General features: G+C 44.1%; 15 protein-coding genes. 9 read left to right on the top strand and 6 right to left on the bottom strand.

What is annotated here, in order from left to right; all coding sequences use genetic code 11:
• Positions 1–130 precede the first annotated feature (130 nt).
• Both NST25_RS24175 and NST25_RS24170 read left to right on the top strand, forming a co-directional pair.
• Positions 131–2,863 carry a glycoside hydrolase family 9 protein gene (locus NST25_RS24175; RefSeq protein ID WP_340392650.1) on the top strand — a complete coding sequence of 911 codons (2,733 nt, stop codon included), beginning with the start codon at positions 131–133 and terminating at the stop codon, positions 2,861–2,863.
• Between the two features lie 32 nt (positions 2,864–2,895).
• Complete coding sequence (locus NST25_RS24170; RefSeq protein ID WP_081386463.1) at positions 2,896–5,880, top strand: glycoside hydrolase family 48 protein; 2,985 nt, start codon at positions 2,896–2,898, stop codon at positions 5,878–5,880.
• Between the two features lie 368 nt (positions 5,881–6,248).
• Here NST25_RS24170 and mnmA read toward each other — a convergent pair whose 3' ends face one another.
• Positions 6,249–7,370 carry a tRNA 2-thiouridine(34) synthase MnmA gene (gene mnmA / locus NST25_RS24165; protein WP_076193287.1) on the bottom strand — a complete coding sequence of 374 codons (1,122 nt, stop codon included), beginning with the start codon at positions 7,368–7,370 and terminating at the stop codon, positions 6,249–6,251.
• 294 nt (positions 7,371–7,664) lie between these two features.
• Here mnmA and NST25_RS24160 point away from each other — a divergent pair, with 294 nt between their 5' ends.
• Positions 7,665–8,084 carry an Rrf2 family transcriptional regulator gene (locus NST25_RS24160; protein ID WP_036677599.1) on the top strand — a complete coding sequence of 140 codons (420 nt, stop codon included), beginning with the start codon at positions 7,665–7,667 and terminating at the stop codon, positions 8,082–8,084.
• Positions 8,085–8,286: 202 nt separating this feature from the next.
• Here the strand turns inward: NST25_RS24160 and NST25_RS24155 are convergent, their stop codons facing one another.
• The 3 genes from NST25_RS24155 to NST25_RS24145 all read right to left on the bottom strand — a co-directional run bounded on the left by NST25_RS24155 (position 8,287) and on the right by NST25_RS24145 (position 9,871).
• Entirely contained in the window at positions 8,287–8,742 is a 456-nt protein-coding gene (locus tag NST25_RS24155) for a GNAT family N-acetyltransferase (protein WP_076304253.1), read from the bottom strand.
• 68 nt (positions 8,743–8,810) lie between these two features.
• Positions 8,811–9,428: a hypothetical protein gene (locus tag NST25_RS24150; protein ID WP_076179369.1), complete on the bottom strand. Its 618-nt coding sequence runs from the start codon at positions 9,426–9,428 to the stop codon at positions 8,811–8,813.
• On the bottom strand, positions 9,425–9,871 hold the full coding sequence (locus NST25_RS24145; RefSeq protein ID WP_076129675.1) for a GNAT family N-acetyltransferase: 447 nt from the start codon (positions 9,869–9,871) through the stop codon (positions 9,425–9,427). The genes NST25_RS24150 and NST25_RS24145 overlap by 4 nt, the downstream gene beginning before the upstream one ends.
• Positions 9,872–9,999: 128 nt before the next feature.
• On the opposite strand from NST25_RS24145, the gene NST25_RS24140 reads away from it, so the two are divergent.
• Positions 10,000–10,452, top strand: coding sequence for a MarR family transcriptional regulator (locus NST25_RS24140; protein ID WP_076179370.1), 453 nt, complete (start codon positions 10,000–10,002; stop codon positions 10,450–10,452).
• A 179-nt stretch (positions 10,453–10,631) separates the two neighbouring features.
• Here the strand turns inward: NST25_RS24140 and NST25_RS24135 are convergent, their stop codons facing one another.
• Positions 10,632–11,075 (bottom strand): carboxymuconolactone decarboxylase family protein, encoded by a 444-nt coding sequence (locus tag NST25_RS24135; RefSeq protein WP_076179371.1) that lies wholly within the window; start codon positions 11,073–11,075, stop codon positions 10,632–10,634.
• A gap of 273 nt (positions 11,076–11,348) precedes the next feature.
• Between NST25_RS24135 and NST25_RS24130 the strand changes: the two genes are divergently transcribed.
• The 3 genes from NST25_RS24130 to NST25_RS24120 all read left to right on the top strand — a co-directional run bounded on the left by NST25_RS24130 (position 11,349) and on the right by NST25_RS24120 (position 14,213).
• Positions 11,349–11,723: a hypothetical protein gene (locus NST25_RS24130; RefSeq protein WP_076129677.1), complete on the top strand. Its 375-nt coding sequence runs from the start codon at positions 11,349–11,351 to the stop codon at positions 11,721–11,723.
• A gap of 158 nt (positions 11,724–11,881) precedes the next feature.
• On the top strand, positions 11,882–13,090 hold the full coding sequence (locus NST25_RS24125) for a glycosyltransferase (protein WP_076185497.1): 1,209 nt from the start codon (positions 11,882–11,884) through the stop codon (positions 13,088–13,090).
• Between the two features lie 22 nt (positions 13,091–13,112).
• Positions 13,113–14,213 (top strand): glycosyltransferase family 4 protein, encoded by a 1,101-nt coding sequence (locus NST25_RS24120; RefSeq protein ID WP_254847650.1) that lies wholly within the window; start codon positions 13,113–13,115, stop codon positions 14,211–14,213.
• Positions 14,214–14,462: 249 nt separating this feature from the next.
• On the opposite strand, the gene NST25_RS24115 is transcribed toward NST25_RS24120, so the two are convergent.
• Positions 14,463–15,131, bottom strand: a complete 669-nt coding sequence (locus NST25_RS24115) for an SOS response-associated peptidase (RefSeq protein ID WP_076129680.1) — start codon at positions 15,129–15,131, stop codon at positions 14,463–14,465.
• Between the two features lie 156 nt (positions 15,132–15,287).
• Between NST25_RS24115 and NST25_RS24110 the strand changes: the two genes are divergently transcribed.
• Both NST25_RS24110 and NST25_RS24105 read left to right on the top strand, forming a co-directional pair.
• A complete protein-coding gene (locus tag NST25_RS24110; RefSeq protein ID WP_076129681.1) occupies positions 15,288–15,743 on the top strand; it encodes a DUF523 domain-containing protein in 456 nt (151 codons plus the stop codon).
• A gap of 128 nt (positions 15,744–15,871) precedes the next feature.
• Positions 15,872–17,023, top strand: coding sequence for a cysteine desulfurase family protein (locus NST25_RS24105; RefSeq protein WP_339191273.1), 1,152 nt, complete (start codon positions 15,872–15,874; stop codon positions 17,021–17,023).
• Positions 17,024–17,109 lie beyond the last annotated feature (86 nt).

Below are 17,109 nucleotides of genomic sequence, written 5' to 3'. Positions count from 1 at the left end.
TTAAATATAGCTCTTAGAGTGAGGTGAGTGGATGATCGCAATGACAGGTACCTGATTCAAGTGAGGGAGGTGTTACGGGACTGAGGTGTAATCTTTCTTGTGGCATTCACTGAAGAGAGGGGCAGTAGAAATGATCAAGAGGTATAGGAAACAAGGACTGGTGTTCAGTTTGTTGTTTACGCTTACATTTTGTTCAAATGCTGCATTTCAACCGGCGATAGCAGAGGCAGCGGCCGGAGACTACAACTATGCGGAGGTTCTACAAAAATCTATTTATTTCTACGAAACCCAGCGGTCTGGTGAATTGCCAGATAACAATCGGGTGGAATGGCGGGGCGATTCCGGTCTTTTGGACGGGGCGGATGTGGGACATGATCTGACTGGTGGTTGGTACGATGCCGGTGATCACGTTAAATTCGGTTTGCCTATGGCTTATTCTACAACGATGCTGGCATGGTCAGTTTATGAGTACAAGCAAGGATATGAGGGGTCTGGGCAGCTGGAGGAAATTTTAGACAATATTCGCTGGGCAACCGATTATTTTGTGAAAGCTCATACCGCTCCTAACGAGCTGTGGGGACAAGTTGGTAACGGAACAACCGATCATAATTGGTGGGGACCCGCAGAAGTCATGCAGATGCAGAGACCTTCCTACAAAATTGATGCCACTCATCCCGGATCAGATCTTGCCGCAGAAACAGCTGCAGCGTTAGCTTCAGCATCCATTATTTTCAGGGATACGGATGCCGTATACGCGGACAAGCTGCTGCTGCATGCTAAACAGCTTTACAATTTTGCAGACACTTATCGCGGCTCCTATTCCGACAGCATTACCGACGTCAAACAATATTATAATTCTTGGAGCGGTTACGCGGATGAATTGAGCTGGGGGGCTGTCTGGTTGTATTTGGCGACTAACGATCAGCAGTATCTCAATAAGGCTATTGCAGCAAGCGATCAATGGGGAACGAATCAGGCTGGAAACTGGGGGTATCAGTGGACACAGTCTTGGGACGACAAGCATTATGGCGCTCAATTACTGTTGGCACGAATCACCGGGCAGACCAAGTTCATTCAATCCACTGAACGGAATATGCAGTATTGGACGACTGGAGTGGGTGGAACAAGTGACCGTGTTGCCTATACACCTGGCGGACTAGCCCATCTCGATCAATGGGGCGCATTGCGTTATGCAGCCAATCAGGCTTTTATGGCCTTCGTTTACTCAGACTGGGTGAGCGATCCGGTGAAGAAAGATACGGCGCGCTCTTTCGCGGAGAGACAAATTACGTATATGCTTGGTGACAATCCACGAAACAGCAGTTATGTTATCGGTTTTGGTAACAATTCTCCTCAGCATCCCCATCATCGAACCTCACATGGATCATGGAATGATAGTCAGAGCGTTCCGGTAAATCATCGCCATGTCTTGTACGGAGCGCTAGTTGGAGGCCCGTCCAAAACAGACAGCTACACCGACTCCATTAACGATTATGTCTCGAATGAAGTTGCAACCGATTACAATGCTGCTTTTACAGGAGCTATTGCAAAAATGGTGCTGCTGCATGGACAAGGGCAACAGCCCCTTGCACAATTTCCACCTGCAGAGACACGTGAAGATGAGATGTTTGTCGAAGCCTCTGTGAATGCTAGTGGCAGCAACTTTGTAGAGATTCGAGCATTGCTGAATAACCGTACGGGCTGGCCGGCAAGGGCCAGTAAAGAGATGTCTTTTAACTATTATGTGGATCTTAGTGAAGCGATAGCGGCTGGTTATGGTCCTGAGGATATTACGGTTACAGCGGGAGGCTACAATCAGGGTGGAACGGTGTCTGCACTTCAGCCTTACGATGCAGCTAACCATATCTACTATACTAAGGTTGATTTTACAGGTACTTTGATTTATCCGGGTGGACAATCTGCTCATCGTAAGGAGATTCAATTCCGAATTGCAGCTCCGCTGAACAGTAACTTCTGGAATAATGCTAATGATTTTTCATTCCAAGGGGTGGCAGCTCAAGGAGTAACTCCTGTAAAAACAGCGAACATTCCGGTGTTTGAAGCAGGTGTGCACATGTATGGAGAACTTCCAGCGGGTGGCGGACAACCTGGAGAACCTCAAGTCCCTGCACGTCCGACTAATGTTCAGGCTGTAGCAGGTAATGGGACTGTCCATTTGACTTGGAATGCGATTAGCGGGGTCAGTGAATATACCGTTAAACGCAGTGAAGTGAGTGGAGGCCCGTATACGGTGCTTGAGAATGTCACGGGAACGGATTACATGGATAGTGGACGGGTGAACGGAACCACTTATTATTATGTGATCACTGCCACGAATAGTGTAGGGGAGAGCTTGCCATCTATACAGGTTAGTGCTAAACCCCAAGAACCGACACAGCCCACAACGGGAAATTTGAAGGTGCAATATCGTACGAATGATACGAATGCCAGTGATGGACAGCTGCGCCCTCAGTTCCGAATTATGAATACAGGAACCGAGTCTGTGGCACTTAGCGGCTTGAAGCTGCGTTATTATTTCACTGTGGATGGGGATAAACCACAACAGTTTCATTGTGATTATGCTGTAGTGGGCAGTGGTAATTTAAGCGGCAGTTTTGTTAAGCTGAATCCCGCCAGTACGGGCGCGGATTATTATCTGGAGATTTCTTTTGGTGCAGGGGCTGGAAGTATAGCGCCTGGTGGAGATAGCGGCGAGATTCAGGCTCGCACCAATAAGACGGACTGGACGGCTTATAATGAAACGGATGATTATTCCTACAGCGCGGTTCAGCAGACATTTGCCGATTGGAATAAGGTTACACTTTATCAAGGTGAAACACTTGTATGGGGCTTAGAACCATAAATATATCCAAGAGAGGGAGCTTGCCTAAGATGATGAAATTGAGCTTAATAAAGAAGCCTGTTTCTGTAATAATGGCCGCAGTCCTGTTTCTCTCACTCATGACCGGTCTATTTAATTTTAGACCTCAGACTGCTCACGCTTCAACTACGGAGCAGACGCGATTTCTGCAATTATATGCGCAGCTAAAAGACCCCGCAAATGGTTATTTCTCTGCCGAAGGAGTACCTTATCATGCGGTAGAGACCTTGATGAGTGAAGCCCCTGATTACGGACATATGACGACCTCGGAAGCTTACAGTTATTGGATGTGGCTTGAGGTACTCTATGGTTATCACACAGGGGACTGGACTAAGCTGGAATCAGCTTGGGACAACATGGAGAAATATATCATTCCTATTAACGAAGGTGATGGCAAGGAAGAACAGCCAACCATGAGTTATTACAATCCGAACAGCCCGGCTACGTATGCAGCGGAGCATGCTCAGCCGGATCAGTATCCAAGTCAGCTAGGTGGCCAGTATACAGCAGGTAAAGATCCGCTAGATGCTGAATTGAAGGCGACGTATGGCAACAACCAGACCTACTTGATGCACTGGCTGGTAGACGTGGACAACTGGTACGGCTTCGGCAACTTGCTGAATCCTACGCATACAGCCGCTTATGTGAATACATTCCAACGGGGTGAACAAGAGTCCGTTTGGGAGGCGGTCCCTCACCCGTCTCAAGATGACAAAACGTTCGGAAAAGCAAACGAAGGCTTCATGAGCCTGTTCACAAAAGAAGCTAACGTGCCTTCCGCTCAATGGCGTTACACGAATGCTACAGATGCCGATGCACGGGCAGTGCAAGCAATGTACTGGGCTAAAGAGCTCGGCTACAACAATACAGTGTATTTGAATAAAGCTAAGAAAATGGGCGATTTCCTGCGGTACGGTATGTATGATAAATACTTCCAAAAAGTAGGAAGTGCAGCTACTGACGGCACCCCTGATGCCGGGACTGGCAAAGATTCCAATCAATATCTTCTGGCTTGGTATACCGCATGGGGCGGTGGACTTGGAGCAACAGGAAACTGGGCTTGGAGAATCGGTGCGAGCCATGCCCACCAAGGGTATCAGAATGTCGTGGCTGCCTACGCACTTTCTGATTCGGATGGTGGTCTGATTCCGTCATCAGCTACAGCTGGGCAGGATTGGGAAAACTCTCTGAAACGTCAATTGGAATTTTATACTTGGCTGCAGTCCTCTGAAGGGGCAATTGCCGGTGGAGCGACCAATAGTTATCAAGGCGCCTACAAGGCTTATCCAGCTGGAACCAGTACTTTTTATGGCATGGCCTATGACGAAGCTCCAGTCTACCACGATCCTCCATCCAATAACTGGTTCGGAATGCAGGCATGGAGTGTGGAGCGGGTAGCGGAGCTGTACTATATCCTTGCTTCTAACGGAGACACTACATCTGAAAACTTCCAAATGGCAAAACAAGTTATAGAAAATTGGGTAGATTGGTCTAAAGATTATGCCTTTGCCAACAAACGTCCAGTTACGGATGCAGAAGGTTACTATCTGAACAGCCAAGGAAATCGAATTCTTGGAGGCGCCAATCCACAAGTGGCTACAGTCTCTGCACCAGGAGAATTCTGGATTCCAGGTAATGTGGAATGGACAGGACAACCTAATACGTGGAATGGCTTCAGTGGTTCTGCCGCAAACAGTAACCTGAAAGCCGTAACTAAGAGTCCAAGCCAAGATACAGGTGTACTGGGCAGCTATATTAAGGCACTTACCTTCTATGCGGCTGGCACCAAAGCTGAACATGGCAGCTACAGTACTCTGGGAGGAGAAGCTCAGGTACTGGCTAAATCTTTGTTAGACACGGCATGGGGTTATAACGATGGAATTGGTATTGCAACTACCGAAAGCCGTGCAGATTATTCTCGCTATTTCACTAAAGAAGTCTATTTCCCAAGCGGCTGGACAGGTACATTCGGCCAAGGAAATACGATCCCTGGTACATCAACAGTGCCTTCCGATCCTGCTAAAGGCGGAAATGGGGTATATGCAAGCTATACCGATATCCGTCCAAATATCGTAAATGACTCCAAGTGGCAATATCTGCTGGACAAATACAATACTTCTTTTAATAAAGTGACTAAAACTTGGGACAATGGAGCCCCTGAATTTACCTACCATCGCTTCTGGTCGCAAGTAGATATGGCAACTGCTTATGCAGAATACGATCGATTGATCAACAGCAGCGTGCCTACGGAGCCAGTAGCTCCAAAAGCACCTTCCAAACCAAGTGCAGTCGCTGGTAACCAAGTTGTAGATCTTAGTTGGAACAACGTAACTGGAGCTACAAGCTATACTGTGAAAAGAGCTGCAACAACTGGTGGCCCTTACAGCGATGTGGCTGTTGTCACTCAAGCTACTTACAGTGACACTTCCGTGGTTAACGGTACGGATTATTACTATGTAGTTAGTGCTTCCAACGTGGTTGGAGAGAGCCCGAATTCGCCTGAGGTTCACGCCAAGCCTATGGATGTACCGATTCCGGCACAAGGAGATTTGGTGGTGAAGTACCGGACAAGTGATACCAATCCGGGAGATAATCAGTTCCGCCCGCAGCTGCAAATTGTTAACAATGGGGATACGGCTGTAGCGCTTAGCGATGTAAAGCTGCGGTATTATTACACGATTGATGGCGATAAACCTCAACAATTTAATGTTGACTATGCTAACATCGGTGGAAGTAATATACAGGGAACATTCGTGAAGGTAGACCCTGCCAAAACTGGAGCGGACTATTATTTAGAAATCTCCTTCGGCGCAGGTGCAGGCAGTCTTGCACCGGGAGCCAACACGGGTGATATCCAGATCCGGGTCAACAAAACGGACTGGAGCAATTACAACGAGGTTGGAGACTACTCTTATGATCCTACCAAAACATCGTACACGGAATGGAATCATGTGCCGTTGTACTTGAATGGTGCTCTAGCATGGGGACTTGAGCCTTAAAGTCTAAATGAGGGAAGCCCTAGCCATTTGGCTGGGGCTTTTTTTGTTATTGGCTGGTTAGCGACTGCACTGCGACTAATTGTGGCTTCATGTCCATTTTAATTGTATTTCCTACAACTAAAATAGGCTCTAGCCGCGCCAACGTAATTTAATTGCACTTCATACAACTATTTATCAGTATATGGATACTTATTGAGATATAAGCTCAGTTTAACTGTACAATGTGCAACTAAAACCCAAAAAGAAATAAAAAAGCACGAAATAGCTGTATTAAATACAACTATTTCGTGCTTTTGGTATGTTAGTTAGATATTGTGAGTTACTACGAATACTTGTAGATCAAGCTTTTATAGAAGCTTGGTTTACATTCACACTTGTGCTGAAGGAACAACCTTCTCCGCGTATTCTATCGTTCCGCCGCCGAGACATTGCTCACCGAGATAGAAGACAACGGCTTGACCAGGGGTGATCGCTTTTTGTGGAACATCAAAGGTTACATTAATCGTTCCATCTTCACGCGCTGTAAGGGTCACGCCTTGATCTGGCTGGCGATACCGGAATTTGGCGGTGCATTTCAGCGGCTCTTGCCCAAGCGCTTGACCGTCAATCCAGTTAACACCGGAAGCAATCAGGCTAGTGGAGTACAGGCTGTGGTGCTTGTCTCCTTGTACTACATAAAGAATGTTGCGGCTAAGATCTTTTTCAGCTACAAACCACGGTTCGCCGTTGCCAGAGCCACCAATACCAAGGCCTTGGCGTTGGCCTAACGTGTAATACATAAGTCCGTCATGGCGGCCTTTGATCTCTCCAGTTACTATGTCAACCATATCGCCAGCTTGTGCCGGGAGATATTGGCTGAGGAATTCGCGGAAGTTGCGCTCGCCGATAAAGCAGACGCCTGTGCTATCTTTTTTCTTGGCAGTGTAAAGTCCTGCTTCTTCAGCAATTCTCCGCACTTCAGGTTTCGGCAGATGTCCAATAGGGAACATTGTTTTAGAGAGTTGATGTTGCCCCAGTGCATTCAGGAAATAGGTTTGATCCTTATTGTTGTCTACGCCGCGGAGCAGCTTGTACACACCATCTTCTTCTATAACACGTGCGTAATGTCCAGTTGCGACATAATCGGCACCAAGCTGAAGAGCTTTGTTCAAAAATTCTCCAAACTTAATCTCGCGGTTGCACATGACGTCAGGATTTGGCGTCCGGCCGGCCTTATATTCATCGAGAAAATAAGAAAATACCTTATCAAAGTATTCCTTCTCGAAATTAACGGTATAGTAAGGAATATCAATCTGCTCGCATACGCGGCGAACATCCTCTGCATCGCTTTCGGCCGTACATACTCCGAATTCGTCGGTATCGTCCCAGTTCTTCATGAAGATGCCGATGACGTCATAGCCCTGCTGCTTGAGCAGAAGCGCCGTGACGGAGGAATCGACCCCTCCGGACATGCCGACGACGACACGGGTGTCTTGTTTTGCTTTTGTCATCGTAATCACCATTTCTGTACCCAAAATACCGGTCATTCATGGAACACCCGGCTCAAAATGTATTATAACATACCTGTCTACTCTAAACCTCTGAAATAAGAGACTGGAAACAACAAAATGTCCACCTGGGGTGAACATTCTCGTAAAATGTTTTGTTTTCCATTTCATTTGTGACTTCGGATATGATAACATAAACTGAGAGTAATTATCGGAATACCTTGATATGACAATCCAAATGACTTGCCGAATCAATAGTATACAATAATCAGACATTAAACTGAAAGAGGTGCCCCTTTGAAAATATCAACTAAAGGTCGTTACGGACTAACAATTATGATGGAGCTTGCACTGAAATTTGGTGAAGGACCAACTTCACTTAAGAGTATTGCTGAGAAAAATGGTCTTTCCGAGCATTATCTGGAGCAACTAATTGCTCCTCTGCGCAATGCAGGACTTGTAAAAAGTATTCGTGGAGCATATGGCGGATACATTTTGTCGCGTGAGGCGAATGCTATCACTGCCGGTGATATCATCCGTGTGCTGGAGGGCCCTATCTCTCCTGTAGACTTCACGGAAGAGGACGATGCAGCGAAACGGGATTTATGGTTGCGTATTCGCGACAGTATTGCCGATGTGCTGGATTCCACAACACTTTATGATTTGATTAACTACAAAGAAGAGAGTTTGGCTGACAATTACATGTTTTATATTTAGATCTCCAATGAAAGATAACTCAACAGTATTATGAATCAACCTTTAGGCTCCCATTTGGGAGTCTTTTTTTATCTTTTATTATCTGTGATTCTATTTGTTCTTACGTTTATTAAGGAGCGCAATCCAGCAGCAAAAGGCTCCGATGAACGCTGCGAGAATCGGTATCCATTGATTAGTAGTCAAGTAAGCACCTCTACAGTACTTATAATTCTTTCGTCATAAAAACACTATAGGGGTCTTCAATGTAATCTGCAAACGGACTACAGTATTCAAACCCATATTGTTCATATAGTTTTCTAGCCGCTTTGAACCCTTCAGTGGATCCGGTTTCCAAGCTCAGCCGCCGATAGCCTTGTTGCTTAGCTTCTTTAATAATATGGGCAAGCATTTTAGATGCAATGCCCTTCCTAAGATGCTTGGTAGAAGTACGCATGGATTTGATTTCACCATGATGGCTACCCATGTCTTTAAGAGCACCGCAACCTAAGAGTTCGCCCTGCTCCCAGGCACTCCAGAAGGTGATTTCAGGTGTTTTTAATTTATCTAAATTCAACGCATGTACACTCTCTGGGGGAGATTGCTCAAACATGCTCTGAAGATGTTCACTGATCAATGCTATGATTTCGGTTCCGGTTAAGTTATCGATTCTAATCTCCAAATTATTCACTCCCAATGATAAGATTATGGTTTGTTGTATAAATCAAGTTTCTTTAGCGGAGTTCGCTATTAATGTTGTAGCAATCGGTCCAAGACTTTCTGTGTAAGTGGCATAAAGTAATTAAGAATTAATCCGCCTAAACAAATGGTAAGTAGAGTGCCAATCCCAATAGGCCCATTGAAAATAATGGCGGCAAATAAGAAAACAAGATAAATGATTGTTCTAGTAAATAGTATACTAAGCCTAGTTATCGTTTGCAGTACTAATGTTAGCCGGTCCACTGGAATCGGTGCGAAATTTGCGTATAAATAAATGGATGTACCTAATCCAATTGCGATTAAGCCTAAACCATAAAAAGCAATTTTACTGATCCACAGATTAGGCTCGATCAGATGGTTAAACAAAAAAAGCCACATATCAATACCTAAGCCTGCTATGAATGCAGTTACCAGCCCTAATAATTCCGGTCTTTGCTTGGATAAACATGAATTACATCCAATCAATAGGCATGCGATCAGCACTTCCCAACTGCCTACTGTAAGACCGACATTTTTGGATAGACCCACTAAAAGTGCATCAAAAGGTGATGCTCCAAGGTCAGAGATTATTGTTAGTGAAACGCCTAGGGTTAAGATGAAAATCCCGCAAGTGAAAATGGAAAACGTAGTTACACTAAACTTCTTCATTCTTTTGAAGCAGAAAGATCTTTAGTCATTAAAAGATGAGGGATGCCATCCTCCATAAATTCAGTAGATGAAGCCCGATAACCAAGTTTTTTATAGAAGCCCTCCGCCTGAGTTTGCCCGTGCAATTTAACTTTTTGATGTCCCTTTTCCACCACGATCTCTTCTAATGCCGAAATAATTTTTTTCCCAATTCCAAATTTACGATAAGGTTCTAGGATGCAAATACGCTCTAACTTACCTATACCATCAAGAACGCGGATCCTTCCTGTGGCAACTGGTTGCCCATCATAATAGGCCAGGACATGTTCACATTCTCCATTCAGTGTATCGAATTCATCAAATTCATCATTAAGGGGAACGCCTTGTTCCTCAACAAATACTTTTTTTCTGATTGAAAATGCAGCTTCAAGTTCCTCGATTAGTGTAATTCTTTTAAGATTCATTCTTGCTTACTCCATTCTGTATTTGTTTTTTTTAGGAAAAACGTCATAATGAATTAACGACAATTATAAGTATATATACAATCAATATTGTTGTAAATACAACATTATTGGAACTGGTAGGTGATTGAATGAAAGAGATCCTTCGTGAAGTTGGAATGATAGCGAGGGCATTAGATTCCATAAGTAATATAGAGTTCAAGGAATTAGAGCTTACAAAGGGGCAGTATTTATATCTGGTCCGGATATATGAGAATCCGGGCATTATTCAAGAAAAGCTGTCGGAAATGATAAAGGTGGACCGAACAACAGCAGCACGTGCGATTCAGAAGCTTGAAATCCAAGGTTTTATTGAAAAGAAAGACGATGAAACGAACAAAAAAATAAAAAGGTTATTCACAACTGAAAAAGGCAAACAAGCCTACTCTTTTCTGAAGAGAGAAGGGGACCATACCGACTTGGTTGCGTTAGCAGGATTATCTGAAAAAGAAACGGAAGTCTTGTTTCGACTTTTGCAAAGAGTTAGGAAAAATGTTGAGGTTGAGTGGGAATACGTAAAGAAGGGAAATAAAAGAGAGTACTAAAATCAGAAATTGTTATTGAACTAACCCAACACGATCGCATGAAAAAATGCCTTGCTAGTGATTATACTGGCAGGGCATTTTAATGAGATGATTCATATATCAACGGAGCCGTGGAACGTGCGGAGCGGAGAATAAAAAAAGAACACCCTAAAGTGTTCATTAAGGTTAATTAATGTTAATTATTGTGCTGCGGGGGTATTTCCCATTGCAATAGAAATTCTGTTCCAACTGTTGATTTGATTAATAATCAGCACAAGATCAACATATTGTTTCTCATCGTAATGTTCACGTACTTGTTTATATAGCTCATCCGGAACTCTTTTGGAAGGGATCAGCGTAATATGCTCAGCTAGTTCTAGAGCAACCTTCTCTTCAGGTGTATAAAAAGTACATTCCTCCCAAACATTTAAACAATAAATTCGTTGTTCGGTTTCACCCATTTTACGAGCTTCGGATGTATGCATATCTATGCAGAAAGCACATCCGTTAATTTGAGAAACTCTGATTTTGATAAGTTCTCTTGTAGTCCGATTAATCGTAGATTTTTTGGTGTACATCTCCATATCCATCATGATTTTCATACCCTCAGGTGCAACTTCATTGTAAGCAACTCTTTGACTCATTAGGCAAGACTCCTTAGGCTTTAGTTTAGGAATAGTATAACTTTATTTTAACACTATTATTCTTTATATGCGAACATTTGTACTTATTTTTTTATTTATAAGAAGGCAGAAATCACCCGTCGACATATCCTCAAAGCGGAACGGAAATGATATCAATATAATCTTCTACCTGTCTAATTGGCTGTTATTCCACGAGTTTCCCCTTCCTCTTGCCTCACAACTATCGGCTTCCTGGTGAATAAGTTGATAGAAACCAAGAGGAGGAGTGAGGAAATGCCTTATACAACAGGTCTTATTACAAATACAAGAGCAACTGGTACTGCAGCAAGTAATGTAGTAGTCAGTGTTCGTAACACAAGTAATGCGAGTGCAATGATGATCGTCGAAGTTTTTGGTGTTCCATATTCGATGCCAGCTCTTACTCCGCTTTATGTCACAGGGTATTACGTTCCTGCAAAGAGTTCTGATATTAGAGAGTTTTTCATTGGGGGCAATTTGGCTTACGAGGTACAAATTAGTAGTCCTTTTCCTTTGGCAGAAGTAGTTACCTCCGTGTATGGGCTGGACGAGTTCGGAAATCTAGTTACTGATCAGCGAGTGCTTCAATCTGAATTGACGCAGATTACGGCATTATCTATCCCTATATAATAGTAACGTTTAGACCATTAAGCAGCAGTCGCTGACAGAAATAGGGCGATTGCTGCTTTTTTAGGCGCAATAAAGTATTTTAGGGGCATTCACACAATCATATGAGAGGAATCAAAATATACTGATTTTATACTCCAATGTAGAGAGAGGTAAAAATCATGGCGGATGTAGGAGTAGTTATGCCTGTGTATACCCAAAAGCCGGAGTTTCTGCGGCAAGCTCTGCAGTCTGTTCTACACCAATCTTTTACCAATTTTCGGCTGGTTGTTGTGATCGATGGAGCACCAGATATGGAACCGCTCGTGAGATCCATTATTGTCGAAGATCCGAGGGTAACGGTTATCTCTTACGCACAGAACAGGGGTATAGCACATGCACTGAATACTGGCTTTGATCTTTTGTTTAGTGAGCCCAGTATTCAATATTTGAGTTGGGTTTCCAGCGACAATGTTTATGAACCCCGTTTCCTCGAAATCCTTCGGGGGGCGCTAGTTAGAGGTCCACAGGAGTTAGGCATCGTGTTCAGTTCTTTTCAAAGCATCGATAACGAGGGAAAGTTTCTTCACAACGAACATCAATTGGCTACGCAGCGTAATTATCAGTCACAGCCCAAAGAGAGATTGCTGGATTATTCGCTCATTGGCGTATCTTTTATGTACAAAACACAGATTGCGAAGCTTGTTGGAGCTTATGGAATGGAACCGGTGGAAGATTATGATTACTGGCTGAGACTGGCTGAACATTGTGAGATTCGCTTTATACCGGTGGAACTGGTGAATTATCGTGTAGATTCTACCTTTAGTGTATCTGCCCAGTTACATTCGGTTGAAAATCATCGTAGATGGAGATATGCCTATCATTTGACCCGCCATCAGGCGCGGTTTCGCAGAGGGATTCCGGCGATGATTACCGTTTTATATCCTGTAGTGAATGCTTGTGCGGATGAAATAACGAGGATAGAGAATCTGTACGAACAAACGTATAGCAATTATGAATGCCGGGTGCTGGATTTATCAACTACACGTCAGCCATCAGCTCTATTGGAAACCATACCTCATCCTGCGACAGCGTTCGCTTGGCTGCCTGGGGCTGTGGAGTCACACGCGATTTGCAGTGCTATTGAGCAGCTATCCACCCCATTTACGATAGTTTTAGGTCCAAAGGTTTTTATAGGAGCGCTCGATATTGAGTACATGCTGGAAGCTTTGATTACTACGGGTGGGGATACGATTTCCAACTACTACACGGATGATCATAGCTTGATTGGATTTCGACACAGACATGTCCCCTCGACCAAAAGCCACTATTATAATGAGCTGTTTCGCAGCGCGGATTTGTATGATTTGTTGAAGACCTCTTTTACCTAAAATAATTTGCGAATGAGTGATCATGATGAAGATTTTGTTCACTTTTTATAACCCGAGTGGTGGTATGCAAACTCTGAACCGAGTTCGCTGCCAAGCGTTATATGCTCGCGGTGTAGAGTGCCATTTACTGTATACACACCATGGAAAAGGACAGCAGAATATCCGTAACATTCAAACGCATATTACCAATAGTGATGACGAGATCAGGGCAATGCTTGCTCGGGAAGCTTTTGACTTAATTGTAGTGTGTACGGATATTAACTTAGCAGAGCGGATTCGAGAGTTTGGGTATAAAGGGGCGCTTGTTTTTGAAGTGCAGGGTTTAGGTACCTTAGATGAAGCTGAGCAGGTCGTTAATAATTTTACAGAGCGCATTTACAGGCTCACCGATGCACTGCTGTATCCGGAAACAACCCATTTGCAGGCGCTTTTCAAAGGCGGATTTCCAACCATTCCACAATATTGTTTTGATGATCCGATCGATTGCGATCAGTTTGGATATACCAATTATCCCGCGAAAAGTTTCCCTATCCTCGGTTGGGTAGGACGCATTCAAACGAATAAGAATTGGCGGGAATTTCTGCAAATCGGGCAAAGGCTGCTGACGATCCATCCCGAGCTTTATTTATGGATTTTTCAGGATGATACGTTGTTTGATCCAGAGCAAAAAGAAAGCTTTGATCAATTTGTAGCTGAGACAGGGATTTCTTCACGATTAATTTCGTATTCTAATATTCCTCATGAGCAAATGGCAGATTATATGAGCATTATTGGTGATTCGGGAGGGTTGCTCCTTTCGACCTCAATTTTGGAAGGATTTGGATACGCGGTTGCTGAGGCGATGTTGTGCCGTTGTCCTGTACTTACTACAGATTCAGACGGCGTTCGAAGACTCGTCATTAACAATCACACTGGAAAAATATACACGAGAGGGCAGCTGGATGAAGCTGTGAATGCTGCTCTATCCTTAATGGATGATCCGGCACTGCGGGCCAGAATCAGGATGAATGGAGAATGGCATATCCGGACTAACCTGTCCTCCGAGCTGTATGCAGACAGATTTCTACAGATGTATCATCAATTGATGGGACGTAGAATTCAAATTGAGCGGCGCTGGTCTTAACTCTGCGGTTAATCTGCAGGGTTAAGATGTTTTTTCATGGATTAACAACGAGGTCAGAATTAGTGTCAATAAAAGGGTGACAATCATTCCCACCATTTGAATAATATTGTTATAGGGATCAGGGAGAGTGACATAAGAAAAGATAACCTCTTTTAATATAAAGAACAGAATTCTAAATAAACTCAGAAATACTAACCCTGCTACGATCCACTTTTTTAAATGTGTTTTATAAATATGACTTCCTCCTGTCTATATCTCATTGATTAATTCCTTCGTATTATTCCGGACATTTCCCACTGCAGTGGAAACCGGATAGGCTCTCATTTGATGCTGATCATAGGGTTTAAGAAGCTTTATTAACGAAGTTGCGTCCTGATTGCTCCGGCTTAGCCATTCAGGCTCATCCTCAGGCTTCAAAATAACTGGCATACGGTTGTGGATTTCAGCCATAAGTTCATTTGGGGTAGTCGTTATAATCGTGCAGGTACTTAATTTATTACCTTCAGGGTCCATCCAAATATCATACAATCCGGCCATTGAAAAAATACCCCCATCGCGCATCACGATTCGCATGGGTTGTTTGCTGCTGCCCTGTGCCTTCCATTCATAGAAACCATCAGAAGGGATGATGCAGCGGCGGGAGCTTACTAATCGCTTGAAAGAAGGCTTCTCAAGGAGTGACTCTGCCCGGGCATTGATCATTTTACTGCCGATTTTATCATCTTTGGCCCAAGAAGGAACCAGACCCCAGCGCAGTTCCCCAAGTTTATTGCTGGACCCTGTGTTAATGACTGCCGGAATTTGCTGCATGGGTGCTGCGTTATATGTTGGAGCATAGTGGATAATGGTAGAATCATTGGCAAAATATCTGACCATCAGCTCTTCCATGGTGACTGTTATTGTATATCGTCCGCACATTTTATACACTTCCCATTCGGTCGTTTTTGAGGCTAGATTTGTTTACAGCTTGTAATCAGCATGTTATGCTCGAAATATTTCTTAGCTTGAACGGCTGTTGAGGGTTGTATCTTATTATAAACGAAGCACAATGAATGAAGAAAGCGGTGCATATAGGTGATTTTGGTAAGCTCTTGTTTAGCTGGCATGAAGGTAAGATATAATGGTACGGATTGTTTGGATGAGAAAATTCAGAAGCTATTGAATGAGAATCAGGCTATTGCTGTGTGTCCGGAATTATTAGGGGGATTCTCTACGCCTAGAGAGCCAGCTGAAATTGTCGGCGGGGATGGTGAGGATGTGCTTGCAGGAACGGCAAAAGTAGTGGACCGGTCGGGAACAGATGTAACAGAACTATATTTAAAAGGGGCCTATATTACGCTTGAAAAAGCTCAAGAGGTTTCAGCCACGATGGTAGTCCTCAAGGAAAACAGTCCTTCTTGCGGCAGCACCATGATTTATAACGGAGAGTTCAAAGGGAAGAAGATCGCTGGCAACGGCGTGACTGCGGCTTTACTTAGAAAAAACGGCATAGAAGTTACCTCTGAAGAGAATTGGCTGTCATTATCCTAGCCTATATAGGGAATTGATTACAATATTGTGTTCTTTAGTTTGTGGAAAACTAACTTCTCGCGCGGTATAATTTAATAGTTCTTAAAAACGAACTATTGTACTATACCCTAGAAGTGGAGAAATGAATGATGAAAACCATCTATTTGGACCACGCCGCATCAACTCCGGTTCATCCCGAGGTGGCCAAGGTCATGCTGAATATAATGACAGAACAATATGGAAATGCGTCCAGTGTACATCAGTTCGGACGTTCAGCCAAGAAAATATTAAATGGGGCGCGCGATACTATCGCCGCCTTTTTAGGCTGCTCGCCGGAAGAGTGGGTGTTCACTGGCGGCGGAACCGAAAGCGACAATCTAGCCCTCTATGGAGCTGTCGCTGCTGTTGCCCAGAAAGGCAATCATATTATCACCTCTGCGATAGAGCATCATGCGGTGCTACATACCTGCGAAGAGCTGGAGAAGGAAGGCTTTAAGGTTACTTATCTTCCTGTGGATTCTACAGGCCGAGTATCCGTTGCAGACGTAGAAGCAGCGGTGCAGGAAGACACGGTGCTAATCAGTGTAATGTATGCCAACAATGAGGTAGGAACCGTTCAGCCGATTCAGGAAATTGGCCAGCTTGTCAGAGAGCGGGGAATTCTGTTCCATGTTGATGCTGTACAAGCTCTTGGTGCCTTACCGATCACACTGCGGGAGCTTCCAGTAGATTACATGAGCTTTACAGCTCACAAAATCAATGGACCTGGGGGGATCGGTGGCCTTTATGTGCGGAGTGGAGCACCGCTGCATTCAAGACTCCACGGTGGCCTTCAGGAGCGCGGCAGACGAGCCGGAACAGAAAATCTAGCAGGTACTGCTGGATTTGCCAAGGCTGTTGAAATAGCAGTTACAGGTCTATCAGAACGTCGACAAAAAGTGCAGCTCCTGCGCAATAGACTACTTGAAGAGCTGGATGCGCTGATTGGCCGGGAAAGTTATTCGATTAACGGCAATACCGAGCATTTTTTGCCAAGTATACTGAATTTGAGCTTCCCGGGAGCTAGAACAGATGTTATGCTGATGAACCTGGATATGGACGGGATTGCGGCAGCAAGCGGTTCAGCCTGCACGTCAGGATCACTGGAAATATCCCATGTTCTGAGAGCAATGGAGCTTCCAGAAAATATTTTAGGGTCCGCGATTCGATTTAGCATGGGTTTGGGTAATACTACTGAAGAAATTGAGTACGTTGCTCGAAAAGTTGAAACCATTCTGAATCGGCTGCGTATCAGAGACTAGTTACTTCTAGGCTATGATAGGTATCCTGATCATTCGGGCTTTCACTTTTTGAGAACTCGTAATTACACTCAAAGTGAGGAGACCGA

The sequence above is a fragment of the Paenibacillus sp. FSL E2-0190 genome, from assembly GCF_037992965.1.
In the GTDB taxonomy this organism is placed as follows: domain Bacteria; phylum Bacillota; class Bacilli; order Paenibacillales; family Paenibacillaceae; genus Paenibacillus_AQ; species Paenibacillus_AQ odorifer.
The sequence above is the reverse complement of the archived record's forward strand: the minus strand, read 5'-3'. Positions and strand labels throughout refer to the sequence as shown.

Coding starts and splice junctions, on each gene's coding strand:
- NST25_RS24105 (WP_339191273.1), top strand. CDS start 15,872: ATGAAAACCATCTATTTGGACCACGCCGCATCAACTCCGGTTCATCCC.
- NST25_RS24170 (WP_081386463.1), top strand. CDS start 2,896: ATGAAATTGAGCTTAATAAAGAAGCCTGTTTCTGTAATAATGGCCGCA.
- NST25_RS24175 (WP_340392650.1), top strand. CDS start 131: ATGATCAAGAGGTATAGGAAACAAGGACTGGTGTTCAGTTTGTTGTTT.
- NST25_RS24150 (WP_076179369.1), bottom strand. CDS start 9,428: ATGAAGAAGTTTAGTGTAACTACGTTTTCCATTTTCACTTGCGGGATT.
- NST25_RS24130 (WP_076129677.1), top strand. CDS start 11,349: ATGCCTTATACAACAGGTCTTATTACAAATACAAGAGCAACTGGTACT.
- NST25_RS24145 (WP_076129675.1), bottom strand. CDS start 9,871: ATGAATCTTAAAAGAATTACACTAATCGAGGAACTTGAAGCTGCATTT.
- mnmA (WP_076193287.1), bottom strand. CDS start 7,370: ATGACAAAAGCAAAACAAGACACCCGTGTCGTCGTCGGCATGTCCGGA.
- NST25_RS24120 (WP_254847650.1), top strand. CDS start 13,113: ATGATGAAGATTTTGTTCACTTTTTATAACCCGAGTGGTGGTATGCAA.
- NST25_RS24115 (WP_076129680.1), bottom strand. CDS start 15,131: ATGTGCGGACGATATACAATAACAGTCACCATGGAAGAGCTGATGGTC.
- NST25_RS24135 (WP_076179371.1), bottom strand. CDS start 11,075: ATGAGTCAAAGAGTTGCTTACAATGAAGTTGCACCTGAGGGTATGAAA.
- NST25_RS24125 (WP_076185497.1), top strand. CDS start 11,882: ATGGCGGATGTAGGAGTAGTTATGCCTGTGTATACCCAAAAGCCGGAG.
- NST25_RS24140 (WP_076179370.1), top strand. CDS start 10,000: ATGAAAGAGATCCTTCGTGAAGTTGGAATGATAGCGAGGGCATTAGAT.